This window comes from Qipengyuania sphaerica (assembly GCF_019711595.1).
Lineage (GTDB): Bacteria > Pseudomonadota > Alphaproteobacteria > Sphingomonadales > Sphingomonadaceae > Qipengyuania > Qipengyuania sphaerica.
The window spans coordinates 20,574-44,215 of record NZ_JAIGNR010000005.1; the positions used below are offsets into that span (position 1 = coordinate 20,574).

Below are 23,642 nucleotides of genomic sequence, written 5' to 3' on the forward strand. Positions count from 1 at the left end.
TTTGAATTTGCGTTTTGATAGGCGGGAAGGTGACCCGCCCTTGGTTAGGCGGCCATGGCAGCCAAGCTGGTCGCTATCGCCGCGACATGACGCACGTCGCAGCCGCAACAACCTCCGAAGACGTTGAGCCAGGGCATGGCCGCGCGCAGGTCCGAATATTGTTCACCGAGTTCCACCGGATTACCGGGGTCGAGAACTTCCGCCTCGTCCAGTTCGGCGTGGCTGCAGCGCGAAGCATTGGCGCGAATGCCGCGGATACGCTTGCGCCAGTCGCCATCGCGAAGGACATCTGCGAAGTGATCGGGATGCGCGCAATTGATCATGTAATAGGCGGGCGATCCCTCTGTCTCGCTATCGACGTGCTCGATGGCTTCGCGCAGTGGCTGGCCGGTGGGCAGGCGCCCATCGGTCTCCACGGTAAAAGAGATGACGCAGGGTAGCTCGGCGAAGCGGGCTGCCCGAACAAGGCCGACAGCTTCGCTCGCCTGGGTGAAGGTAAGGCCGGTGACCATGTCGATCTCGGTGTTCGTCAGCCAGCCGAGCTGCTCGGCATAGTAGGCTTCCGCGCTATCGGCATCGATGAGTTCTTCGGGCGCATAGGCGTCACCGCGAGGACCGATCGGCGCATTGAGTACTATGGGTTTCACATTGTTTGCGGTAGCGCGGAGATTGGCGATCAGCGCAACGGCGATGCGATTGGCCTCGTGCAGTTCGGACGGACTTTCGCCGAGATCGTCGGCCCAGTGGCGATGTGCCTTCCAGGTGACCGTGTCGAGAATGAGGCCTGTCCCGAAGCGGTTGGCCAAATCGATGAATCCGCCGAAATAGTCTTGCAGCGCCCTGCGGCCCTTCGGATTGGGGAGCAGCGTATGCGCCGCAAACTCTCGAATCTCGATGCCGCGGTTGAAGATGAGATCGGTCTCGATCCCAGCATCGGTGAGGTAGATGTCCCCACCGAGTTGCGGCAGGTTGTTGCGATATTTTGCCATCGTTTTTTCTCTCTTTCGATCAAGGTTGTGGGGCCTGCGCGGCGGCTTGCGGGGGACGCAGGGAGGAGCGCCGCCACGCAGGCCCTGCCGTTGGCTGCAAGGGTCGTTCAGCCAACAGCGGATTGGGTTGGATTCAGGCGATCTTTCTGAACGTCAGCAACTTGACGGTTTCCTCGGACGAGCCATCGTAGAAACCGGCCTTGCCATTCCAGACGGGCGGGTTGCGGAAGGTCCCGAAGAGAATGTCGAACAGCGGGATATCGCCGTAGTTGAAGCCGTGAATGCCGCGCTCGTGATGGACCGAATGGCTTTCCGGCCTGGTCACCAGATAGCCCAGCCAGTGCGGGGTCTTGAGGTTCGAATGCTGAAACATCGAACAGAAAGTCGCCATTACCGCGACAATGAAAGCCGCTTCACCGGTCAGCCCCACGCCGAGGACGAGCACGAGGCTCCCAAGGAACGCCCAGCCGAGCATGTCCAGGGGGTGAAAATAGAACGCTCCCCAGATGTCCACCCGTTCCGCGCTATGATGCATCTGGTGGAACATCCGCCAGAGCGTGTCGGATCGGTGCATGGTGCGATGCCACCAGTAGACGCCGAATTGCAGCACCAGGAAACCCAGTGCGACCTGTGCCCAGAACGGCAATGCCGAGGCATTTATTAATTGGTGGGCGCCCAGTGCCTCGTCCCACACCAGCGGTGCGAAGGTGGCGACGGCGAAGTAGAGGAGAGCAAAGCCGATACCTTTGGTCCGCCACCGCTTCACGGCTGGGAACGACCGCCCCTTCGAAACCAGTTCGAGAATAGCGAACGCGGCAAACAGGCTGAGCGAGATGTAATGAAATTCGTTCATGATGACCTCCTTTCGGCGATTTTCAAAGTCGGTGACGCAAGTAATTTGCGCCGATCGCTCTGGAGGAACGGTCGGCTTCAGCCTTGACCGTCAAAGCTAGCCGCGGAGCTTCGGCAATCATCGTCCCGGACGATCCCGCGTGCGAGACCGGCAGGTGTGTGATCAGCAGGATTGCGGCGGTCGATGCTATCGCGCAGAAGAATGCAACAAGACGACATGCAAACGGGTTGATGAGCATAAGAACTTACCTCAAGCGATTTAATGCCGGTCTTCTGGTGTGATAATTGCGACGATGCTTGAGAAAGCGATGAAAAGTTTGTGACCGGCCTTATGCCCGCCCCGGCTTTCGATCGTCGATAAGTATCGTATATAAATCATAGACTTGTTCCATACTGGAATTCATGAAGTGACCCGCAGGACTTATGAGGAATTTCTGAAATCGACGGCGGGTGAGCATCGAAAATGTCTCGACAAGATAGCGGCTTAGCCTATCGTGCTTGGTGTTATGCGGCTGGAGGACACCCTACGAACCGAGGCGGAATCGCGGTTCTTGGTATCAGGCGATTTGGTTCTGGACCGCGCGGACCAACGGGCATGGCTCGCGTCTCGCAAGCTCGACTTGGGGGCCAAATCCTTCGCTTTGCTACAGGAGCTAATGCAGCAGGCGGGCCTCCTAGTAACAAAGGACCGATTGTTTGATGTCGGTTGGCCGGATCAAGCTGTTTCGGACGCAGTACTTACCACCACCATTCGCGACCTGCGGCGCGCCCTCGATGATCGTGCGCGAGATCCGCAATGGATTGAGACGCATCACGGCAAGGGTTATCGTTTCCTACGAAATGTCGATCCTCGCCCTGTCCATCCGGGCTTGCGTGCAGCGGATTCGGGCCGTGAGTCCGGGAAAAGTGCTCAGGAAGAAAAGAGTTCGTCGTCATCGCCCCGCATCGTGTTAGTCGTTGGAATTTGCTCGCTGCTCATAGCGATCGCAGGAATATGGTGGGTTCAACGCGATCCGGGTCCGGCGGAAACCAGATCGATAGCCTCCAAGTCGGTCGTCGCCATGCCATTCCGCGCTATCGGCCCCGATGCCACCGACCTTGCTTCAGGGTTGGACGAAGAAATTTCTAGCACGCTCGCCCGTACTCCCGACATCGAGCTCGCTGGTGGCGCGATAGTAGCACAGGTTCAGGAAGCTGGAACAGGCGCGAACGCCGTGGGTCGGGAGGCCGGGTTCGGGCATATCTTGAGTGGGAGTGTGACAACTGAGGATGATACCGTTCGGGTCATCGCCCGATTGACCGATACGGCCACAGGCCGGGAAAAATGGTCCGAGCGGTTCGATGCGCCGTCCGGCAATATTCTCGAATTACAAGAAAATGTGGCATTCGCGATAGCAAGTGCGATCGGTAGCGTAATGGACCCTCAGCGCCTACGCGACATGACCCGTATTGGTACGCGATCTGTGCCGGCATATCGCGCTTGGAGGCAGGGCCGCGAACTTGTCGAGCGGGCCGTCCTCAATAGCAATCCTGCGATGATGGAAGAAGCGCGAGCATACTATGCTCAGGCGCTAAAGCTCGACCCACAGTTTGCGCGCGCCCATTGGGAGGCGGCATATATGGAGATGGTAACTGCAAATACCATATATTCCGATACATCGGACATTGGGTCAGATACGCAAAGACGCCAACGCTACATTGAGCATATCGAGGCTGCCATCGCTGCTGCGCCGAGCGAGACTGACCGCTTGCTGTATCGGGCCGCCAGAGAAATGGCAGATCTGAATTATCGCCAGTCGGTTCGCTTGCTGGAAAAATATCTGGAAGAAAGGCCAGGCGATGAGGACATATGGTATTCACTCCTAGAACAGGCGCGAATTGCCGAACGGTACGATCTCGTTGAAAAATCCATAGATCGGATCATCGCAGATACGCGCCGTGGTGGAGCCTATCCTGTCATCGGCACGAACTATATGGATCATGATCCACAACTTGCATTGCGCTACGCTAGAGAGGGTATGCGAGAAGCTCCCGATTATACGGCGTTGCAATTCCAGGCCCATAGAGCGCTACTCATTGCAGGGGAGAACGACCAAGCACGTAAGCTGCTCAACCGCATGCTGGATGGCCAATTGCCCGCAGCGGTTCGCGACGGTGCGCAGATACGACAGCTATGCGCTGATGGGAAAGTCGGCGAGGCGAGGAAGTTGGCGAGAGAGATGCTCGAAACGACGAGCCTGCCGATCGTGGTAAAGTGGTCATCAGCCTTGACTGCTGGACTGGATAAGGAGGCCAACGAAGTGCTAGCACCGCTAAAGGGCAGGGATGCTCTATTCACTCTAAGCCAGTTCCTAATTTATCGGGAATTCGACGCCCGTCAGTTCCCCGAGCTTGCTGCGGCACTAGCAAGAGGGGGGATCAAGCGCCCGCTGCCTCAAAAGCCGGCGTATGCATGCCCTGGTTTATGATAAGCAGCGGAGCGGACGTCAGGCTGTGAATGGGTTTTTGTCCGACGTCTATATTGGGGTCATTAGCGGAATGACCGTTTTTGGCAGGAGGCAAGCAAAAGCTGCCGCTAGCGCAGCAGTCCAATCACCCTCATCATTTCAACCGCGCAGAGTTCGTCCAGACGCCAGTATTCCTCCTCCAAAGCAGAAAATGTGTTGCGATGCATGCCTTTTGGACGACGAATAGGCATCTCCCATCCCTGCTCACACCCGAGACGTTTTTGTAGGCGAAACAACGCTTCGAATGGACGATCTCGCTCCGAGATCCGTTGCGATTGATAACCCAGTCGCCATGCCTTTCGCGAGGCGAAACGGTCACCCCCCGGCGGCATGTATAATTTGGCGACGCGGTGCCCGAGGTATGGGCAGATCATCCACCATCGCTTGCCTCCGAAGTTCTGTTCGGTCGCGGTAAGATGCACCGTTTGCAGCACGTGCTCCCGCTCCCCATTGGTCTCCCGAGTATAGTCGAGCACCAACCGCTCGTTTCCAGCTTCGCTCAGCAGGGCACGGTAGCTAATGCTGCCAGCCGGATCTCCGCCACAATGCCATCGTAGAGTGCCGGTCGTCTCCCTACCGATGACGGCTAGTCCGCTGCGCATCATCCATGCGAGGTCTACCTTGCGAGATGCGTCCGCTGTTGGCCTGCCACCGTACCTTCCCGAACCAAATCCGCCCATACCATCGCCATAGCGCATTTGGAACAAAAATGGAACAGATGGCGCGCTTCAATCCACCAGCATCTACTTGAACAGGTGACGCTGGATATCGATGAACGCACCCCGGATGTCCGCCACAGCCCCAAGCTTGCGCTTGGCATCATTCGTGCCGCCGTATTTGATGCGAAGGAAGTCGCTTATCTTGGATAGCTCCAGCTCACGAATGCCCTGCACCTCGTACGATTGCAGCACGTAGGAAAGGAACTCGCGCATCTCTTCCTCGTACCCGCCCAGCCCGGCCGTTTTTGCCTCTGCCACACGTTCTGAACGTGCCTTCGGGGCAAGCTCAAAGCGTACGTATGCCAGCACATCGAAGATGTCGGAGTTGGGTGCATCGATAAGGCGACGCATATCGTCCAGACGCTGACGGTCATAACCCCGCTCTTCCAGCCGCTGGAGAAAGCCCTTCCGGCTTTCGGGGTTGCTCCAGATTTCCCTCAGTTCGTCCTCGCCAGCCACCAGCGCGCCAAGATCCCCGAATAGGTGCGCCATGAACTCCGCGCCGCTGATCGGCCTGCCGTTGAGCATGTAAAGCGTGTTGCCGATGTAGGTGATCCGCCGCTCTTTACCGTTGCCCAGTTTGACGACAACCTTCTCGGCTGGCTCCTTCGGATCGGTTGGATCGTCCGGGCCGTCAGGTGGCTCAGGCTTGGGCGGTTTCGGCGGCCCTGGGTTGGTTGGTCCGTCCGGCGGCAATGGCTCGCCATCCCACTCGGGATCGTTGAAGTGCTCGTACGCCTTCACGAAATCATAGACGGTAAAGAAGTCCTTCCCGTCGAAAGTCCGAGTGCCCCGCCCGATGATCTGCTTGAACTCGATCATCGACTTAACCGGACGCATCAGGATGATATTGCGGATGTTGCGTGCGTCCACTCCGGTGGAAAGCTTCTGCGACGTCGTCAGGATGGTCGGAAGCATCTTCTCGTTGTCCTGGAACTCGCGAAGGTGCTGCTCGCCCAGCTTGCCATCATCCGCCGTTACCCGTTCGCAGTAATGCGGGTCCTCATTGTCCTTGATCTGGTTGATGTAATCGCGCACCCGCGCCGCGTGTTCCTGCGTTGCACAGAAGACCAACGTCTTCTGGCGCTGGTCGATCTGGTCCATCCATTCCTGCACACGGCTTTTCTCGCGTGCCTCGATGACCAGCCGCGTGTTGAAATCTGCTTCCTTGTATTCTTTGTCCGGATCGATTTCCCCGCTCACCACTTCGTCATCGTCGCTGAAGGTGTAGCTATCTAGGGTGCTCGCCATCTGGCGAACCTTGAACGGGGTCAGGAAGCCATCGCCGATCCCCTCCTTCAGCGCATAAGTGTAAACCGGCTCGCCGAAATAGGCGTAGGTATCTGCGTTCACGTCGCGCTTGGGTGTGGCGGTCAAACCTAGCTGCACGGCTGGCTCGAAATACTCGAGAATTGCGCGCCAGGTGCTCTCGTCCCGCGCCCCGCCCCGGTGGCATTCGTCGATCACGATGAAGTCGAAGAAATCGCGCGCGTAGCCTTCGAAGGTGAACTCGGCCTCCCCGTCCTTGCCGCTCGTCATGAAGGTCTGGAAGATCGTGAAGAAGATGTTGGCGTTGGTCGGCACCCCGCCGCGCTTGCGCACTTCATCGGGATCGATCCGGCACAGCGCATCGGCTGGAAAGGCGTTGAAGCTGTTATAGGCCTGGTCGGCGAGGATGTTTCGATCGGCAAGGAACAGGATGCGCGGCCGGCGTGTCGGCTCGCCTGAGAGGTTCCACTTCGCCTGGAAAAGCTTCCAGGCGATCTGGAAGGCGATAGAGGTCTTTCCCGTGCCTGTGGCGAGTGTAAGCAAGATGCGCTGCTTTTCCTGCGCTATGGCCTCCAGAACGGCTGTAATCGCGTTGTGCTGGTAATATCGCGGCTGCCACTTGCCCCCGCCGGTTTCAAACGGAACCGCGCCAAAGCGTTCGCGCCAGTCATTGCCTTGGGGGAAGCATCGATCCCAAAGCTCTTGGGGACCGGGAAAGGGCAGGTCGAGATCGCCTTCCTTCCCCGTATTCATGTCTATGCCATACCAGCCCACTCCGTTGGTGGAGTATGCAAAGCGCGCTTCCAGCCGCCGCGCATAATCTTTTGCCTGTCCAACACCGTCGGTGTAGCCAAGACTTGCCTTTTTTGCCTCAACCACCGCAAGCTGATGGCCTCGATAGATCAGCAAATAGTCCGCCCTCAGGGGATTTGCGCGCTGCCCTCCGCCGATAATGCGCCCCGGAGCTATCGGGTAGCTTCGCCTGACAACCGATCCTTCAACTTGCCCCCATCCCGCAGCCAGCAAGACGGGATCGATACGATCTGCCCGTGTTTCGTCCTCAGTCTCGGTCGGGTCTATGGGCATCTTTTCAGGTCAGCTCCCCGGCAAAGGCCTTTTGCAGGATGGATTGGCGAAGGCCATCGAGGTCAGCTAGTTTATTCAGATAGTTACCTTGGAGACTACCCCGAGCATTGCTGATTCCTTCTAGCTTAGCGATTATGCCATCTTGAGTTTTCAAGTCTGGCAGGCGAATTGGATATTCGCGCATAGGCTTCAGGTAGAGACCCTTTTGCGCAGCCCCTCTCGAAATGTTCTGTATCTTCACTACCTCAGCCATCAGGCGGTAGGCTAAATATAGGGGCCGTAGTTCAGGCCTTGGTCGCAACAGAATGATGTTGCCCATGATGTTGAAGTCTTGGCCATCCTCCACAATTGCGAGTTTCCCGATTGTCCCCCTGCTACTAATTAAAACATCGCCAGGCCTAGGCTTGCAGCGCCCAGCTAGTTGGGCATCCGTCTCTCTCGAAATGAATTTGCTGGCCGAGGCCTCCTCAATCACAAAGCCATCACCGATGTTCTTGGTATCGAGCATCGGGATACCGTCGTTCACATATGGCGGCGCATTGTGCGTGCCATCTGTAATGACTGAGCACACATCACGAAGCGCCCGGTCGCTGCCCTTGGCTGTTGTGGCGAACACATTTTGTAATGCTATATCAAACAGCTCCTCCGCATCCGCCAGATTGGCCTCGGCGTTGGCGCGGGCGCGGTCGAGGGCGGCGAAGGCCTGATCCAGCACCGCAACAATCCGCTTCTGCTCCTCCAGTGGGGGGAGTGGGATCGGAATGAGTCCTAGGTTCTTTCGGCTAATTCTCTTCCGAGTTGTGCCAGTGCAGCGCTCCTCAATATCGCGCTGGTATGCCTTGGACTGCGTGTAATAAACTAGAAAATCCTGATCCAGTTTATCCGCTTCTGGCCGCACAATTGTGCAGTCCACGGCAGTGATCATCTTGTCGCCCGTTTCGGGAATTTGGCAAGATCGACCAACTGGATCGGGCAAGCGCGAAATCAGCACATCACCGGGTAGAACTTCCGTGCAATTTAGGCGGTCGAATGTTTCCGGCGATATAAATCTCGCCTTGTCGCGCCGGTCTTTAAACCGGCCCTCTCCGACATTGCCAGTCTGGACAAGACGGATACCGCCAGAGGATTGGTCCTTACTTTCGATCCAATCGCCATCTGCGAACGTCTTGCAAGCGCTGGAAAGCGGAGCGGCGGGCCAACTCACAGTATCCCCCGAATATCTTCGAGTAACTGCGCAGTCTCGGCATCGCGCGCCAGAATCGCCTCAATGATGTCCGCCGGTTCGCGCAAGGGCTCTTCCTCCGGGGCATTCGGATTGCGGACCGACAGATCGACGGTGTCCTGATCCAGCGCCTCGACCCCAACGCTCCAGCTCTTTTCGCTATCTGCCTTGTCCGGCTGGAGCGCGACAAACTCGGCCAGATCGTTATCATTGAGTGGATTGGTCTTGCCCAGCGAACGCCCCGGATCGAGCTGGTAATACCAAACCTTGCGCGTCGATGCGCCTTTCTCGAAAAACAGCACCACCGTCTTCACACCCGCGCCCTGAAACGTACCGCCTGGGCAATCGAGCACGGTGTGCAGATTGCAGCTCGCCAGCAATTCCTTGCGCAGCTCCACACTGGCATTGTCGGTATTGCTCAGGAAGGTGTTCTTGATAACAACCGCCCCGCGTCCGCCTGCCTTAAGCTTGCGGATGAAATGCTGCATAAACAGATAGGCGGTCTCGCCCGATTTGATCGGGAAGTTTTGCTGCACTTCTTTGCGCTCGCCTCCGCCAAAAGGCGGATTGGCGAGGACAATATCGTGCCGGTCGGCCTGCTGGATATCCATCACGTTTTCGGCCAGCGTGTTGGTGTGCCGCACGGCTGGCGTTTCGATCCCATGCAGGATCATGTTCATCACGCCTAGCACATAGGCGAGCGACTTCTTCTCCTGTCCGTAAAAAGTCTTGCGCTGGAGGGTGTCCCATTCGCCCGATGAAAGATCGGGTTTCTTCAGGTAGTCGAACGCCTCGCACAGGAAGCCAGCCGACCCGCAAGCGCCGTCATAGATGCTCTCGCCGATCTGCGGATCGACCACCTTGATCATCGCCCGGATCAGCGCACGCGGCGTGTAGTATTCCCCGCCATTGCGCCCCGCATTGCCCATGCGCTTGATACGGACTTCATACAGATCGGAAAGCTCGTGCTTGGCCGTGGTGCTCCCGAAATCGAGCGTATCGACAATCTCGATTACCTCGCGCAGCGAATAGCCCGAACGAAAGCGGTTGGTGATCTCGGCGAATATCTGCCCTATTTTATATTCGAGCGTATCGGCATCGGTGCCTTCACCCTGGAAAGTCTTCAGGTAGGGAAACAGTTCGCCGTTCACGAAGTCGATCAGGTCTTGCCCAGTCTTTGCCGCGTTGCGGTCGATCTCGCCATCGTCGTCCTTGGGCGCGGCCCAGGTGCCCCAGCGATACTCGTCGGCAAGGATCGGATGATAGTCACGCCCCTCCAGCTCTGCTTCGTCGGCGCGCTCCTGCTCCAGGTCGGCGAGGTATTTGAGGAACAGCAACCAGCTGGTCTGCTCGGCATAGTCCAGTTCGGAAGCAAGCCCCTCGTCATTGCGAAGGGCACGGTCGATAGTGTTTAAAGCGTTTTCAAACATCGCAGTTTGCTAGCGCGAGCCCGCCCAGCCGCCAATTATTTTCCGAAATCATCTGTGAAATCAGCATTTATGCGACATGCTGGCACATCGAAACACAATATATCGTGACGGCTATTCTAGGCTAATTTAGCCGTCCTCGCGCGCGCGGGCGAGAAACTGTATTAGCGATCGCGTTGCAGACATCGGCCGCCATGGCCCTTCAAGGCAGTCGAGTTTGACCTAACCCCCCCGGCTGCGCTGCCACGCGCCCGCACGCTTTCCAACCACCTTGGACGATTGCCCCCAAGGTTTATGCCCCCAACCGGCAAGACCAAGCTTCGCTTCGAGTGCCTCGGGTGCGCATTTCATCATGTAGGTGAGCTTGCCGAGCAAGACAGCCCTATAGAGCGCCGGATTAGCGTTGCTAGTATATGCGGAACCCAATCGCTGAGATTGCACGGTGCCCGCGACGTAAGCTCCCTTCAGCAAAGACTTACCCCATCGCAGCGGCATCGGGCGAAATAACAGGTCGAGTTCCGGCGGGACGTGGAGCAAAATGTGAGCATGCTGGCCGAAGGTGTCGCCAGTTTCCTGCACCCAGACCCAAGGCATCGGGTATCCGTGCCAGCGCATCCATTCGCGCGCTATGCGGATAAATCCTCCGGTGGCTTTCGTTGCGTCCAAGCCTTCGAGTGCCGCCTTGCCCCAGGCGAGGGTAATGAAGCGGTTCAGGGGCAATCCGGACAGCCATGCATCTTCGCTACGCTTCAGCAGCAACCGGCACTGGCGTTCACTTAACTGCCAGCTTGTGCGGTCCGCTCGATTGCGCGCGCCGCCACGCTTCAAGTTCACTGCAGGCAAGAAAAACCCTCCTATAAAGGGCGGGATACAAGTCAGCCGACCAAGCTTTTGATTTCTAACTGAAATCGTTATCCGGCTTGTGACAATCAGGCACAATCCGCTGCAAGTTTCAAAGATACGACTAGAAACGCCGAGGTATGAAGCGTGAGCGGCTGGACGGGGCGGCCAGCCGCGAAGCCAGCCGCCCCAATCGCGTAGACCAATACACATTTTGTGTGGACGGTCCGGGTTTCCTTTGGCATTGAAGCTGTATCCAACTGGGAGCTACCAATGGATACGAGCGCTGATAAGGTCGGAAGCCTTATTGGCGCTCTTGCTTTTCTGCCATCGAATTAGTCATTCGCCGCCTCGCTAATGAGGGAGTCGTACCAGCGCTCGGCATCCACACGACGGATACGTGCCGCCCGTCCGATATGGACATGAGGCACATCTCCGCTGTCGCGCAGGCGATATGCGGTTGAACGACTGACGTTGTATTCATCGCAGAAGTTTTTGATCGTCATCAATGCTGCCATTAAATTCACCATTTGTAGCGACCGAGACCGGCCAGGGATGCACCACCGGCGAAGCGGAAAGTTCCCCTCCCGTTCTCGATGTGTGCTGATTTACCCTTGCGCTCCAGCAGGCGTTGCGGCAAGCATTCAGCGTCTTGATTCGGGTATAACCCTTGTGGATATCGTGGATCGTTTCGTGCGCGGGCCTTTCAAACAGCGTTTGCGCGATTATCGGCTCGCAGATCCACGACTTCCCCTCCTGCCTTGAGTCGGTCCAGATAGTCGCTCCACCATTGCGCCATCATGACGCGCTCTTCCCAGTGCTGGCCTCTCGCATACGTGCCCCGCGTCTGGTCGCTATGGCCGTGAGCCAACGCACGCTCGATTGCGTCAGGATGCCATTTCCCGCTCTCGTTCAGCAGGGTGGATGCAGTCGATCGCAAACCGTGCGCTGTCACGACATCGCTACCGAAACCCATCCGGCGAAATGCAGCGTTAAGGGCATTCTCGCTCATCGGTCGAAGATGTGAGCGCTGGCCAATGAACATCAACTCGTAGCCGCCGGAATGTTGCTGCAGTTCTCGGAGCAACGCCAACGACTGGGTCGAGAGTGGTACAGAGTGCGGCCTTCGAAGTTTGGTGCGGCTCCCCGGTATTGTCCAGCGAGCATCCTCCCAATTGACTTCGTCCCAGCCTCCTTGGCGTAACTCACCTGGACGGAGAAAGACATGGGGGCTGATCTGCATCGCCAGCTTAACTATCGGCCCGCCGCTGAACTCATCGATGGCGCGCAGAAACTCGCCTAGCGGCTTGGGTTCTAGGATCGCAGCATGATGCTTGACGATTGGCGTCGCCAAAGCGCCGGTCAACAGGTGGGCAGGGTCTGTTTTACATCGTGCTGTGGCCACGCCGTGCCGAAAAACCCGACTTGCGAAATTTCTTGTCCGTACTGCCGTCTCTCGATGCCCGCGTTTCTCGATCTTCTTTAACGCCGCCAACAATTCTGCGGGCTCGATCTCGGCAATGGGCCTTTTCCCGATTGCGGGACTTAGGTGGGATAGGAACCACCGAGCCTTGGCGATTGTGGAGTCCGCCTTGTTATTCGCCTCCAATTTGGTCGCGATAAAATCCTCTGCAACCGCTTGGAACGTGTTGCCCGCCCCGATACGCCTTTCGATCTTCGCCAGCTTGCGGTCGAGAAGCGGGTCTCGTCCCGCCCGAATGTCGACCCGCACCGCGTCTCTCGCTTCGCGTGCAGCCGCAAGACTGACTTCCGGATAGCTGCCTAGCCCCAGCCGCTTCTCCTTGCCGTCAATACGGTACTTGAGAAACCAGAGCTTTGACCCATTCGGTCGAATTTCGACGTAGAGACCCTTTTCATCACTCTTGCGATAAACCTTATCGCGCGGTGAGAACGCTTTTAACTCGATAGCCTTTAAAGCCATTTGGGGGCACCTCAATCCAAAATGCGATCAGTGCCCCCAGCAGTGCCCCCACGACCACTGAATTTTGGGGGCACTCGCAGAAACAACTAGCGTCGCCAAGGATTGAACCATTCCCGAAAAGCGTCGGAAATTCAAGGTATCCAGAGAAACTGAGAAATGGGTTAGTGGTGCCGCTTACGTGACTCGAACACGTGACCCCATCATTACGAATGATGTGCTCTACCAACTGAGCTAAAGCGGCACATTCTCATACAAGAGAAGTGGAGGCCCGAGCCGGAATCGAACCGGCGTGCAAGGATTTGCAGTCCTCTGCGTAACCACTCCGCCATCGGGCCTCGCCCGCGCCTCTCGGCATGGGAAGCGGCGCACTAGCGATTCTCGTCCGCCAATGCAATCGCCTTACGTTACGTCAGTCTGGACGCAAACGAAATGGCGGGCAATGAGGGCGTATGAGCATTGCCAGCCTCACCGATCCGATCACGCCTGAAGGCGGGAAAACTCGCTTCGAAAACCTCGACCACTGGATGCAGGGGCGCACTCTTTACGGCGGGGCTTCGGCGCTGATCGCGTATACTGCAGCGACCCGCGCATTTCCCAACCTTCCGCCCCTGCGGGCCGGCCAGGTCGCCTTCGTCGCGCCCACCGGACCGGAAGTCGAATTGAAGCGGGAAATCGTGCGGCAGGGTCGCAATGTAGCGCAGGTGCGCAGCGAGTTGTGGTGCGAAGGTAAATGTACGCTGTCAGCCTTCTGGCTGTTCGGGACCGAGCGCGAGCCCAATGCACTGCACGCGGCAGCCGAGGTCGGTGACTGGCCCGGCCCGCCTGAAGAGGCGGAAGTCGCCATGAAAGGCAAGGGGCCGGCCTTCATCCAGAACAATTTCGAGATCCGCCGCGCGCAGGAAGCCCGCGGGCCCGGAGCGCCCGTGGTACGGCGCTGGGCACGGCTGGCAGATCGCGAAGGGCTCGATCCCGTCAGCGAACTGATCCTGCTCGGCGACGTACTGCCGCCCGGCGCCATGCGGGCCATGAAAAGGCAGGGGCCGATCAGCTCGATCAACTGGTCCTTCAACCTGCTCGACACCAGCCCAACCACGCGCGATGGATGGTGGCTGTCCGAGAACGCGAGCCAGCACGCCGATGGAGGCTATTCGTCCGAGCGGCTCAGATTGTGGAATGCCGATGGCCGTCAGGTCCTGGACGGAATGCAGAGCGTGGCGATCTTCGGCTGAACGCGCCTAGGCTGCTTCTTTCAGCAGATTGAGCAAGGAGGCCACCACATCGTCGGCAGGGCGCGGCTTGGCGATTACCGGCGCATCGATCTCGCGCAGGTGTTCGCCGACGCGGTTGAGATCGCCGGTGTGGAGCACGAAAGGAATGCCGTCCCGCAGCAGGCGGTTCGCAGTCGGCTTGCAAGTGACCCCGCGCCCGAGACTGACATCGAGGATTGCGCCCGCAATATTGCCCTTCTCGATGCAGGCGAGCGCTTCTTCATTATCGACCGCGGTAACGGCTTCGTGCCCCGCGTCTTCGAACGCGAATTTGAGATCCATCGCGATGAGGGGTTCGTCTTCGAGTACCAGGAACGTCTTCATCCGCAGCCCTTATGAGTTCGATACGGGAACGATGATCGTGGCCCGCAGCCCATCGCTCTCCCAGGATCTTTCGAGCATCCCGCGCGAATGCGAAAGCAGCGTATCGGCGATATCGAAGCCGGTGCCCGTTTCATCGGGCCCGCCGCTCAGCACTGGGCCGCCCCGCTCCTTCCATTCGATTTCAAGCGAATTGCGGCCAAGCTTGTCCTTCACATGCTTCCACGCGATGTCGACCGTTCCATTCTCGTTGGAAAGCGCCCCGTATTTGCTGGCATTCGTAGCCAGTTCATGGAGCGTGAGGCCGATTGCGGAGATGGCATTGGGCTCGGTGCGGACACCATTCCCGGTGAAGCGGATACGGTCACCTTCGGGATCGTAGGGCTGCAGCACAGAGCGGATCGCCTGGCCGACGTGGATCGTACCGAGCACCGCTTCGTCGAGCGTGGGTTCGTAGGATCGGCCAAGCGCCTGGATCCGCTCGTTGATCCTGCGCGAAACTTCGCGCGCGTCCATTGCGCGGCCAGTGATGTTAACGATGCCGCCGATGACGGCGAAGACGTTCTTCATGCGGTGCGAAATCTCGCGCGCCAGCGCCTTCGCATGGCGTTCCTCGGATCGCGACTGGTGGATGTCGGTGACGTCCCACTGGCTGCCGAAGAAATAGGTGAGCTTGCCGTTGGCGTCGTAAATCGGGCCGAGGTGGAGGGTGTTCCAGAAGGTCGACCCGTCCTTGCGGTAGTTCAGAAGTTCGACGACCACGACCTCTTCGGCACGGATGGCGTCGCGAATTTTCGACACCTGCGCCTGGTCCGTGTCGGGCCCTTGGAGAAAACGGCAATTGCGACCGAGGATCTCCTCGCTTTGATAACCCGTGAGCCGCTGGAACGCCTCATTGCAGAAAACGATCGGGTCGTCTTTCAAATTGGGATCGGTGAGGCATACGGCCATGCGGGTCTGCGCCATGGCCTGCTCGAACAGGAGACCGCTGGCCCCTTCGAACCCCATGCCTCTCGCGCGGTCCGGGTGAACCGCATTATGAGCCTGGTGAGACGATCTCAACCGTCCGCGTTCATTGTCGCCTTCAGCCATGTCCGCCCGAATGCTCTCGCAAAAACTTCACGCCCGTAACGGCTTCAACTCGCCGGACCGCATTTGGGTCCGCACAGGCGAATATTCGCAATTGCGATACGCCGTGCAAGCACAGAGTCGGATCGAGTTGGGGATGCCTTGCCCCGGACCGAAATGATCCTCATCCTCCACCTGGACGGGACCTCCATGCGCAAGACACAAGGACAAATGGGACGACTGCTGGCCTTGCTTTGTGCGGGTTCGGCGATTGTCGCGATACCTGCGCTGCGGGCACAGGATATCTTGCCCGAAGCACGGCAGGCCATCATCCTCGATATCCCGGAGCCTCCATCGGGATGCGTAGAGCCTGCTGGCGAAGCGGAAGAACCTGAGGGCTTCCGGATGCCGACGACGGGCGCCGTCTTTACCCTGCCTCCCGTAGAAGACGACACCGCTTCGGAGCCCTGCGTCGACCCGGGGCCGCCGCCCCCGGTCCGTCCGCCGGCGCCAAGCCTGTTCCGCATGGTTGCCTTGCCCATCGGCAAGGGTGCGACTTCGATGCAGAAGTGGGAAGAAGCGCGCTCTTACGAGCTTGGCGGGATGTCGGGCCCTTGGGACGAGGTACTGTCGCAGGCCAATCGCGTGACTGGCGGCAATCCCGTTGCAATGATCAATACCTGGGTGAATTGGCGGGTTCGCTACGAGGACGACCGCGCCGGCGATGTCTGGTCGAGCGCCCCGACGACACTTACGCGCGGGTTTGGCGATTGCGAGGATTTTGCGCTCGCCAAGATGGCGCTCCTGCGCGAGCTGGGCATACCGGCCGACGATATGTACCTCGTGCTGCTGCGTGATCGCCAGAAGACCGACCACGCGGTGCTTGCGGTCAAGCAAGGTTCGCACTTCATGATCCTGGACAACCGCACCGACAAGGTGCTGCCGGCAACCATGGTGTTCGACTATACGCCGACCTTCGGGTTTTCGGGCCCGTTTGCCTGGACCTACGGCAAGCCCGCAAGCTGAAGCGCGTCAGGCATCGGTGAATTTGGGCGCGCGTTTCTGCATGCCCGCCATCACAGCCTCGATCTGGTTGGGCCTGCGCATCACTCCGGCCTGCTCGACGCTTTCTTCCATCAGGATTTCGTCGCCGGACTTTTCCAGCATCGCGTCGGACAGCCGCTTCGCGCCGCGGATTGCTTCGGGATTTCGGTTGGCTATTTCATTCGCAATGTCGTTTGCCTTGCCGAGCGGGTTCTCGGTGACATGGGTAGCAAGGCCATATTCCTTCGCCTCCTCACCCGAGAATTCACGGTTGGTATAGACCAGCTCGCGAAGCACATCGTCGCGGACATTGCCGCGCCAGAGGTGATACCCGCCCATGTCGGGCACGAGGCCCCACTTCATTTCCATGATCGCCATGCGCGTCGCCGGGTGGACCACGCGAATGTCGGCACCGCTGGCAATCTGGAGGCCGCCGCCAAAGCAGACGCCGTGGACTGCCGCGATGACCGGTACCGGGCATTTGCGCCAGGTCATGGCAACTTCCTGGAAGGTGTTGGCATTGCCATGCGTGCGCTCGGTCAGAGGCTTGCGCTCGCCATCGGGGGCGGCAGTGAAGCTGGAAATGTCGAGCCCGGCGCAAAACGCCCTGCCCTCGCCCGCCAGGACGACCACCCGAAGGCCTCTCATCTCGCGAAGCTTTTCGCCCGCCTCTATGATCGCTTCGAACTGCGCGGGGTCCAGCGCGTTCATCTTGTCGGGCCGGTTGAAGCGGACCTGCGCAACGCCATTGTCGGCAAGGTCAATCGTAACGCGGTTCTCGGTACTCATGGGTCTGGGGAATCCTCGGCTGCTGTGCCCGCGTTTCCTGCGGTATCCGCTTCGCCGTGTCCACCCGCAGGTATTCCTGTCGGGGCAGGTGACCGATACAATAGCCGCCGCTTTCATGGGTGTGCACGATCCACCCGACATTGCTGATCGCCAGCTTGGCACGAAGCCGCGAGACATGGACTTCGAGCGAATTGGTCTCCGGTTCGTGATTGAGGCGCCAGACGTCGCGGAGCAATTCCTGCCTGCCCACCGGGCGATTTGGCGTTTCGGCAAGCCGCCAGAGAAGAGCAAACTCGCGCGGGTGCAGGCCGACCCATTTGTCATCCACCTGAGCATCGCGGTGAAACAGGTCGAGCGTGACCGGGCCGATGTGCTGCTGGCGCGGTATCTGGCGCTGCAGGCCCTCGAGTTTCAGCAGCCGCGCCGCCAGTTCGACCAGCGCCACCTGGGAGGACAGGGCATCTCCGAAGCCCTCGCCGATCAGCTGCGCGCGCACTTCGGGTTCTTCGACACCGACGACAATCACCGACTGCTTGCAGCCTACATCGCTCCAGTCCGAGCAGCGAAAGCCGATCCGCCAATCGAGCAGCGTTGGCAATCCCTGCGTGATTGAGCGCGACCGAAATTCGGACCGTAAGGTCCAGCCCAGTAGCCGCAAATCCCACCGGCCTGGCGGGGAAGGAGCGACCGACAACCATGTATATTCAGCAAGTTCCACGGGGGCTCTCCTTAGCCCTCCCGCCAGTGCGGTGCACAAGCAGAAAGAGCTCAGGGATAAAATCCGGTGAACTACCTATAAGTAACTTTACCGGGGCTACCTCGCGTGGTCGATCTTCGGTGCGGATCCGTGGTCGGAGAGGAACTTCTTGATGTTGCGCGCAGCCTGGCGGATGCGCTGCTCGTTTTCGACCATGGCGATGCGGACATAGCCTTCGCCCTCCTCGCCGAAGCCGACGCCTGCTGCCACCGCAACCTCTGCATGCTGGAGCAGCTGTTTCGAGAATTCCAGACTGCCCATGTGTTCGAACCCCGGTGGCAGTTTGGCCCAGGTGAACATGCTGGCGGGCGGCGAGGGAATTTCCCAGCCGGCGCGGGTGAAGCTTTCCACCATCACGTCGCGGCGGTGCTGGTAGCGCAAGCGGTTCTGCTCGACCACGTCCTGCGGCCCGTTGAGCGCGGCGCAGGCGGCGGCCTGGATCGGTGTGAATGCCCCATAATCGAGATAGCTCTTCACCCGCGTCAGTGCGGCGATCAGCTTCTTGTTGCCGACGCAAAACCCAATTCGCCACCCGGCCATGGAGAAGGTCTTGGACATCGACGTGAATTCGACCGCCACATCCTTTGCGCCCGGCACCTCGAGGATCGAGCGGGTCGGCTTCCCGTCATAATAGAGCTCGGAATAGGCAAGGTCTGATAGCACCCAGACCTCGTTGGCCTTGGCCCATGCGACCAGGCGCTCGTAAAACTCCAGATCCACGGTCTCGGCAGTCGGGTTGCTCGGGTAATTGACCACCAGCACCGTCGGGCGCGGCACGGTATAGGCCATCGCATTGTCGAGTGCGCGCCAGTAACGCTCGTCGGGCGTGGTCGGCACACTGCGGATCGTCGCGCCGGCAATGATGAAGCCATAGGTGTGGATGGGATAGGCCGGGCTTGGCGCGAGGATCACGTCGCCCGGTGCGCTGATCGCGGTGGCCATCGAGGACAGCCCCTCCTTCGAGCCCATGGTCACCACCACCTCGCTCTCGGGATCGAGTTCGACCCCGAAGCGGCGCTGGTAGTAATTCGCCTGCGCGCGGCGCAGGCCGGGGATGCCCTTGGACTGCGAATAGCCATGCGCATCGGGCTTCGCCGCCACCTCGCACAGCTTGTCGATCACATGCTGCGGCGGCGGCTGGTCGGGATTGCCCATGCCGAGGTCGATAATGTCGCGCCCCGCCTGCCGTGCCGCGTGTCGCATCGCGTTGACCTCAGCGATGACATAGGGCGGCATGCGTTTGATGCGGTAGAATTCGTCGGACATTTAAGCTCCGTGGCGCGTAGTGATGTCATACTGATTACCTATTCATCGGCCACGCGCAAACGGCATAGATGCATGGACGCGCGGAATATTCTAGGCTGGCGACAAACGCCGCTTGGCCGCGCTAAGGAGCGATAATGACCGAAACGCCCGATCCCTTCACCAATCTCTACGAGCATCCGGCCAAGCTGATGCGCGCCATGTTCGCGCCGATGGCTGGCGCTGTCGACCCGGCGATGATGATGGGCGATGCGGCCATGAAGCCCGAAGACGCGCAGGCCTGGGCCGAAACGGGCACGAAACTGCAGACGCTCTGGGCGCAATACCAGGCCGAGCAGATGAGCAATCCGCAGGCACTGGTCCCCTATTTCGATCCCGCACGCTGGATGGCGCTGGCGACCGACTGGTACAAACAGATGCCCATCGCGCACGCCGAACAGCAAAAGGCGCTGTGGGATGAAGGCATGGAGATGTGGAACTCCGTCCTCGGCCAGTACGGCCTCGGCCCCAAGGCCGGTGAGAAGGCAGGCGGGGAGGTTGAACTGCCGCGCAAGGACCGCCGCTTCGCCGACGCAAAATGGCGTGCACACCCGGCCTTTGCGCTGATCCACCAGACTTACCTCTTCCTTGCCGAGCGGGTCGAGGAAATGGCCGACAATATCGAAGGGCTGAACCCGCAGCAGCGCGAGCAGCTGCGCTTCACCACCAAGGCCATTACCGAGGCGGCGAGCCCGGCAAACTTCCCGCTGCTGAACCCGGTGGTGATGGAGCGCACGCTCGAGACCAAGGGGCAGAACCTGGTCAAGGGGATGGAGCACCTGCTCGCCGACATGAAGCGCGGCCAGCTTTCGCACACCGACGCGAGCGCCTTCACGCTGGGCGAGAATATCGCAACCACACCGGGCAAGGTCGTGCACGAAACGCCGATCTACCAGCTCATCCAGTACAGCCCCACGACCGAGAAGGTTATGTCGACGCCGCTGGTGATCTTCCCGCCGTGGATCAACCGCTTCTACATTCTCGACCTCAACGAAAAGAAGAGCTTCGTGAAATGGGCAGTCGAGCAGGGCGTGACCGTCTTCATGGTCAGCTGGAAATCGGCCGATGCCAGCATGAAGGACGTCATCTGGGACGATTACGTCCGCGCACAGATCGACGCCATCGACCATATCCGCGAACGGCTGGACGTGCCGAGCGTGCATGCGATCGGCTATTGCGTCGCCGGGACCACGCTCGCCGCTACACTCGCCTTGCTCCATCGCCGGGGCGAGGAGGACAAGGTCAAATCGGCCACCTTCTTCACCGCGCAGGTGGATTTCGAGAAAGCGGGCGAACTGCTCAACTTCGTCGATGACAACCAGCTCGGCACGATCAAGGCGCTCTCGCCCGACGGCTATCTCGACGGGCGTTATATGGCGGCGACCTTCAACCTGCTGCGCGGCACCGACCTGATCTGGAACTATGTCGTCAACAACTACCTGCTGGGCGAGGACTATCCGGCCTTCGACCTGCTGCACTGGAACGGCGACGTTACCAATCTGCCCGCCAAGTGGCACCAGCAGTATCTGCGCGACCTCTACCGCGATAATCGGCTGGTCGAGCGTGATGCGCTGAGCGTCGACGACACGCCCATCGATCTTGGCCTCATCAAGACGCCGACCTATGTCCAGGCGGGCAAGGAAGACCATATTGCCCCTGCCGAAAGCGTGTGGCGGATGAAGGAACACTTCACCGGCCCGCTCAAGTTCGTGCTCGCCGGGTCGGGTCATATCGCCGGTGTGGTGAACCCGCCCTCCTCGGGCAAGTACCAGTACTGGCTGAACGACGGTAACCCGCGCAACCTCGCCGAATTTCGCGAGGGCGCAGTCGAACACCCTGGTAGCTGGTGGCCCGACTGGATCGACTGGCTCCGCGAACAGGACAGCGAAACCGTCGCCGCAACGGGCAAACGCAAGCCCGGCGGGAAAGGTGACAAGGTGGTCGAAGACGCTCCGGGACGCTACGTCGCCACGCGTTGATTCGCGTGCGGGAGGGAATTCGCGTGATACTGCGTAGACGGGCGCTGCTTGGCAGCGCCGCAATGCTGATGGCCGCTCCGGCGGCGGCACAGATCGAATTGCTCGACATCGTCTTCCTCGAGTTCGAGTTCGAGGCGCGGATGACCGCCGATATCGCCCTCGCCGATGTCGATGGCGATGGCGACCTTGACGTGCTTGCCGCCAACGGTCGGCACTGGGCTCAGCCCGACTTTGTCTATCTCAACAATGGCGACGGTCGCCTTCTTGAGGCACTCCCCATCGGGCGCGGCCCTTCGGCCAGCTACCGGCTCGAGCCCGGCGACTTCGATGGCGACGGCGATATCGACGTGGTCATGGTGCGCGACACCCTCCCTTCCCTCGCCTTCGCCAATGACGGCAAGGGCAACTTCACGGAAGCGGCCCCGCTTGAGGGAAGCGGGGGCGCCGCGCGCAGCTCGATCGTGCTCGATGCCAATAGTGACGGCAGGGCCGACATCGTGGTGGCCCGCAGGCGCGGCGAAGACTTGCTGTTCCTCGGTCTAGGCAACATGCGTTTCGCGCCCGCCAACCCGATCTCCGGCACCGATGGCCCCTCCACCGGTCTGGCAACGGCGGATTTCAACGGCGACGGGCTTGCCGACCTTGCAATCGCCCGGAGAGATGAAGCTGCCAGCCTAATATTGCTTGGCGATGGCACCGGCAAATTCTCGCCGAGCGAGCTACCGCAGACCGCGGGCGACAATCGCAAGCTTCTGGCCGCCGACATGGATGGCGATGGCGATACCGACATCGTGCTGGGACAGGGAGACGGGGCCATCACGCTCCTCGCCAACGATGGGTCTGGCAATTTCGCCGACCCCCGATTGGTGTGGTCGGGAGAAGAGGCCATTCAGGCCCTTGCTGCATTCGATGCCGATGGTGACGGGGATTTCGATCTCGTGGCAGGTGTCGAGGGCGCGAACAGCCTGTTGCGCAATTATGCTGGCAGATTTGTCCGCACCGGACTCGATGAGGGCGAAGCTGACACCTATGGCATCGCGATCGGCGATCTGAATGGTGACGGAAAGTCCGATATTGCGGTTGCAAATTCGCAAAGCGCTAACAAAATAGTGCTTAACCGCACCCGATAATTGCAACCAACCCGCTGAAAACACGGCTCGTCGCGGATTATTGTGCAGTGCACAAAAATTCCTTGACTTCGCAGCTGCAATGCCTATTTTGTGCAGTGCAACATAAAGCGAGGTTAATCCCATGGCCGAAAGCCAGACCAAAATCGATGCTGCCGCTGAGAAGGCTTATGCCGAGGCTGCCGAAAAGAAAACTGCCGAGGTGAGCACCAAGGCCGTTGCCAAGGCTGTCGAAGCTGATGCCGCCGCGCCGGTGAAGACCGACAAGGTCGCCGAAGCCGTTGCTGCGCCCAAGAAGGCTGCGCCTGCCAAGAAGGCCGCCCCTGCGAAGGCGAAGAAGGTTGCCGCCAAGAAGGCTGCTCCGGCCAAGAAGAAGCCGGTCGCCAAGAAGGCTGCAGCCAAGAAAGCCGCGCCGAAGAAGGTCGCTGCCAAGAAGGCAGCCCCCGCGAAGAAGCCGGTAGCGAAAAAGACCGTCGAAACCTCGACCACCCCGATTACCAAGTTGAAGGAAACCATCATGGCCACTGCCAAGAACGCTAAGACCACCGACTACACCGCCAAGGCGAAGGAAATGGCTGCCGAAATGCAGACCCGCGCCAAGGCTGCCTACGACAAGGGCACCGAACTGACCAAGGACGCCGTCGAATTCCAGAAGGGCAACTTCGAAGCCCTCGTCGAAAGCGGCAAGATCCTTGCTTCGGGCATGCAGGACATGGGCCGTACCTATGTCGAAGAAGCCAAGTCGGCTGCCGAAACCGTCCAGGCCGACGTGAAGAAGGTTGCTGCGATCAAGTCGCCGACCGAGCTCTTCCAGCTGCAGGGCGAAATCGCCCGTCGCAACTTCGACGCCATGGTCTCGACCACCTCGAAGAACACCGAAGCCATGCTCAAGCTCGCCAACGAAGCCTTCGCTCCGCTTTCGAGCCGCATGAGCCTCGCTGCCGAGAAGGTCCGCAAGGCCGCCTAATCAGGCGAAACACATTACGAGCTTCAACCCGCCGGGCATCTCTCTCCTCTCTCCCTTGCCCGGTGGTTGAAAACGGCGGGTCGGATGGCACCAGGTGTCGTCCGGCCCGTTTGCTTTTGCAGGTGTCCGATCAGAGACATCATGGTTTCCGCGCTTGCGATTTGCCC

The 23,642-nt window shown here is 59.5% G+C and carries 20 protein-coding genes and 2 tRNA genes; 6 read left to right on the forward strand and 16 right to left on the reverse strand.

Features of this window, described 5'->3' with window-relative positions:
* Positions 1–44 precede the first annotated feature (44 nt).
* The gene (locus tag K3178_RS13425; RefSeq protein ID WP_221571927.1) at positions 45–989 is read right to left on the reverse strand and encodes a homocysteine S-methyltransferase family protein; all 945 of its coding nucleotides are present in this window, start codon (positions 987–989) and stop codon (positions 45–47) included.
* A 133-nt stretch (positions 990–1,122) separates the two neighbouring features.
* Positions 1,123–1,842, reverse strand: coding sequence for a sterol desaturase family protein (locus K3178_RS13430; protein WP_221571928.1), 720 nt, complete (start codon positions 1,840–1,842; stop codon positions 1,123–1,125).
* 505 nt (positions 1,843–2,347) lie between these two features.
* Between K3178_RS13430 and K3178_RS13435 the strand changes: the two genes are divergently transcribed.
* Positions 2,348–4,309 carry a winged helix-turn-helix domain-containing protein gene (locus K3178_RS13435; RefSeq protein ID WP_282098876.1) on the forward strand — a complete coding sequence of 654 codons (1,962 nt, stop codon included), beginning with the start codon at positions 2,348–2,350 and terminating at the stop codon, positions 4,307–4,309.
* 107 nt (positions 4,310–4,416) lie between these two features.
* Here K3178_RS13435 and K3178_RS13440 read toward each other — a convergent pair whose 3' ends face one another.
* From K3178_RS13440 to K3178_RS13480, 9 genes are all read right to left on the reverse strand, one after another.
* Positions 4,417–4,824 carry a hypothetical protein gene (locus K3178_RS13440; protein WP_221571930.1) on the reverse strand — a complete coding sequence of 136 codons (408 nt, stop codon included), beginning with the start codon at positions 4,822–4,824 and terminating at the stop codon, positions 4,417–4,419.
* A gap of 267 nt (positions 4,825–5,091) precedes the next feature.
* Positions 5,092–7,422, reverse strand: coding sequence for an EcoAI/FtnUII family type I restriction enzme subunit R (hsdR, locus tag K3178_RS13445; RefSeq protein WP_425594621.1), 2,331 nt, complete (start codon positions 7,420–7,422; stop codon positions 5,092–5,094).
* A 4-nt stretch (positions 7,423–7,426) separates the two neighbouring features.
* The gene (locus tag K3178_RS14410) at positions 7,427–8,626 is read right to left on the reverse strand and encodes a restriction endonuclease subunit S (protein WP_221571932.1); all 1,200 of its coding nucleotides are present in this window, start codon (positions 8,624–8,626) and stop codon (positions 7,427–7,429) included.
* Positions 8,623–10,074 (reverse strand): class I SAM-dependent DNA methyltransferase, encoded by a 1,452-nt coding sequence (locus K3178_RS13455; protein WP_221571933.1) that lies wholly within the window; start codon positions 10,072–10,074, stop codon positions 8,623–8,625. The genes K3178_RS14410 and K3178_RS13455 overlap by 4 nt, the downstream gene beginning before the upstream one ends.
* A gap of 219 nt (positions 10,075–10,293) precedes the next feature.
* Positions 10,294–10,914 carry a hypothetical protein gene (locus tag K3178_RS13460; RefSeq protein ID WP_221571934.1) on the reverse strand — a complete coding sequence of 207 codons (621 nt, stop codon included), beginning with the start codon at positions 10,912–10,914 and terminating at the stop codon, positions 10,294–10,296.
* Between the two features lie 332 nt (positions 10,915–11,246).
* Positions 11,247–11,429 (reverse strand): helix-turn-helix domain-containing protein, encoded by a 183-nt coding sequence (locus K3178_RS13465; RefSeq protein WP_221571935.1) that lies wholly within the window; start codon positions 11,427–11,429, stop codon positions 11,247–11,249.
* A gap of 188 nt (positions 11,430–11,617) precedes the next feature.
* Positions 11,618–12,853, reverse strand: coding sequence for a tyrosine-type recombinase/integrase (locus K3178_RS13470; protein WP_221571936.1), 1,236 nt, complete (start codon positions 12,851–12,853; stop codon positions 11,618–11,620).
* Between the two features lie 165 nt (positions 12,854–13,018).
* Positions 13,019–13,094: transfer RNA gene (locus K3178_RS13475), tRNA-Thr, on the reverse strand.
* Positions 13,095–13,114: 20 nt separating this feature from the next.
* A tRNA-Cys gene (locus K3178_RS13480) sits at positions 13,115–13,188 on the reverse strand.
* A 114-nt stretch (positions 13,189–13,302) separates the two neighbouring features.
* On the opposite strand from K3178_RS13480, the gene K3178_RS13485 reads away from it, so the two are divergent.
* Positions 13,303–14,082, forward strand: a complete 780-nt coding sequence (locus tag K3178_RS13485) for an acyl-CoA thioesterase (protein WP_221571937.1) — start codon at positions 13,303–13,305, stop codon at positions 14,080–14,082.
* 6 nt (positions 14,083–14,088) lie between these two features.
* Here the strand turns inward: K3178_RS13485 and K3178_RS13490 are convergent, their stop codons facing one another.
* Positions 14,089–14,445: a response regulator gene (locus K3178_RS13490; protein WP_221571938.1), complete on the reverse strand. Its 357-nt coding sequence runs from the start codon at positions 14,443–14,445 to the stop codon at positions 14,089–14,091.
* Between the two features lie 9 nt (positions 14,446–14,454).
* Positions 14,455–15,534 (reverse strand): PAS domain-containing protein, encoded by a 1,080-nt coding sequence (locus K3178_RS13495; protein ID WP_221571939.1) that lies wholly within the window; start codon positions 15,532–15,534, stop codon positions 14,455–14,457.
* A 207-nt stretch (positions 15,535–15,741) separates the two neighbouring features.
* Here K3178_RS13495 and K3178_RS13500 point away from each other — a divergent pair, with 207 nt between their 5' ends.
* The gene (locus K3178_RS13500) at positions 15,742–16,536 is read left to right on the forward strand and encodes a transglutaminase-like cysteine peptidase (RefSeq protein ID WP_221571940.1); all 795 of its coding nucleotides are present in this window, start codon (positions 15,742–15,744) and stop codon (positions 16,534–16,536) included.
* 6 nt (positions 16,537–16,542) lie between these two features.
* Here K3178_RS13500 and K3178_RS13505 read toward each other — a convergent pair whose 3' ends face one another.
* The 3 genes from K3178_RS13505 to K3178_RS13515 form a co-directional block, all read right to left on the reverse strand.
* Complete coding sequence (locus K3178_RS13505; RefSeq protein ID WP_221571941.1) at positions 16,543–17,343, reverse strand: crotonase/enoyl-CoA hydratase family protein; 801 nt, start codon at positions 17,341–17,343, stop codon at positions 16,543–16,545.
* On the reverse strand, positions 17,315–18,061 hold the full coding sequence (locus K3178_RS13510; RefSeq protein ID WP_221571942.1) for a winged helix-turn-helix domain-containing protein: 747 nt from the start codon (positions 18,059–18,061) through the stop codon (positions 17,315–17,317). The genes K3178_RS13505 and K3178_RS13510 overlap by 29 nt, the downstream gene beginning before the upstream one ends.
* 96 nt (positions 18,062–18,157) lie before the next feature.
* Positions 18,158–19,366 carry an LL-diaminopimelate aminotransferase gene (locus tag K3178_RS13515; RefSeq protein ID WP_221571943.1) on the reverse strand — a complete coding sequence of 403 codons (1,209 nt, stop codon included), beginning with the start codon at positions 19,364–19,366 and terminating at the stop codon, positions 18,158–18,160.
* 134 nt (positions 19,367–19,500) lie between these two features.
* On the opposite strand from K3178_RS13515, the gene K3178_RS13520 reads away from it, so the two are divergent.
* The 3 genes from K3178_RS13520 to K3178_RS14435 all read left to right on the forward strand — a co-directional run bounded on the left by K3178_RS13520 (position 19,501) and on the right by K3178_RS14435 (position 23,475).
* A complete protein-coding gene (locus tag K3178_RS13520) occupies positions 19,501–21,381 on the forward strand; it encodes a PHA/PHB synthase family protein (RefSeq protein WP_221571944.1) in 1,881 nt (626 codons plus the stop codon).
* Positions 21,382–21,404: 23 nt separating this feature from the next.
* Positions 21,405–22,511 carry an FG-GAP repeat domain-containing protein gene (locus tag K3178_RS13525; protein WP_221571945.1) on the forward strand — a complete coding sequence of 369 codons (1,107 nt, stop codon included), beginning with the start codon at positions 21,405–21,407 and terminating at the stop codon, positions 22,509–22,511.
* A gap of 121 nt (positions 22,512–22,632) precedes the next feature.
* Positions 22,633–23,475: a phasin family protein gene (locus K3178_RS14435; RefSeq protein WP_221571946.1), complete on the forward strand. Its 843-nt coding sequence runs from the start codon at positions 22,633–22,635 to the stop codon at positions 23,473–23,475.
* The last annotated feature ends 167 nt before the right edge of the window (positions 23,476–23,642 follow it).

Excerpts from the sequence above, each read along its gene's own strand:
- K3178_RS13425 (WP_221571927.1), bottom strand. The coding sequence starts at position 989 with ATGGCAAAATATCGCAACAACCTGCCGCAACTCGGTGGGGACATCTAC.
- K3178_RS13430 (WP_221571928.1), bottom strand. The coding sequence starts at position 1,842 with ATGAACGAATTTCATTACATCTCGCTCAGCCTGTTTGCCGCGTTCGCT.
- K3178_RS13435 (WP_282098876.1), top strand. The coding sequence starts at position 2,348 with ATGCGGCTGGAGGACACCCTACGAACCGAGGCGGAATCGCGGTTCTTG.
- hsdR (WP_425594621.1), bottom strand. The coding sequence starts at position 7,422 with ATGCCCATAGACCCGACCGAGACTGAGGACGAAACACGGGCAGATCGT.
- K3178_RS13455 (WP_221571933.1), bottom strand. The coding sequence starts at position 10,074 with ATGTTTGAAAACGCTTTAAACACTATCGACCGTGCCCTTCGCAATGAC.
- K3178_RS13465 (WP_221571935.1), bottom strand. The coding sequence starts at position 11,429 with ATGGCAGCATTGATGACGATCAAAAACTTCTGCGATGAATACAACGTC.
- K3178_RS13470 (WP_221571936.1), bottom strand. The coding sequence starts at position 12,853 with ATGGCTTTAAAGGCTATCGAGTTAAAAGCGTTCTCACCGCGCGATAAG.
- K3178_RS13485 (WP_221571937.1), top strand. The coding sequence starts at position 13,303 with ATGAGCATTGCCAGCCTCACCGATCCGATCACGCCTGAAGGCGGGAAA.
- K3178_RS13490 (WP_221571938.1), bottom strand. The coding sequence starts at position 14,445 with ATGAAGACGTTCCTGGTACTCGAAGACGAACCCCTCATCGCGATGGAT.
- K3178_RS13495 (WP_221571939.1), bottom strand. The coding sequence starts at position 15,534 with ATGGCTGAAGGCGACAATGAACGCGGACGGTTGAGATCGTCTCACCAG.
- K3178_RS13500 (WP_221571940.1), top strand. The coding sequence starts at position 15,742 with ATGGGACGACTGCTGGCCTTGCTTTGTGCGGGTTCGGCGATTGTCGCG.
- K3178_RS13505 (WP_221571941.1), bottom strand. The coding sequence starts at position 17,343 with ATGAGTACCGAGAACCGCGTTACGATTGACCTTGCCGACAATGGCGTT.
- K3178_RS13515 (WP_221571943.1), bottom strand. The coding sequence starts at position 19,366 with ATGTCCGACGAATTCTACCGCATCAAACGCATGCCGCCCTATGTCATC.
- K3178_RS13520 (WP_221571944.1), top strand. The coding sequence starts at position 19,501 with ATGACCGAAACGCCCGATCCCTTCACCAATCTCTACGAGCATCCGGCC.
- K3178_RS14435 (WP_221571946.1), top strand. The coding sequence starts at position 22,633 with ATGGCCGAAAGCCAGACCAAAATCGATGCTGCCGCTGAGAAGGCTTAT.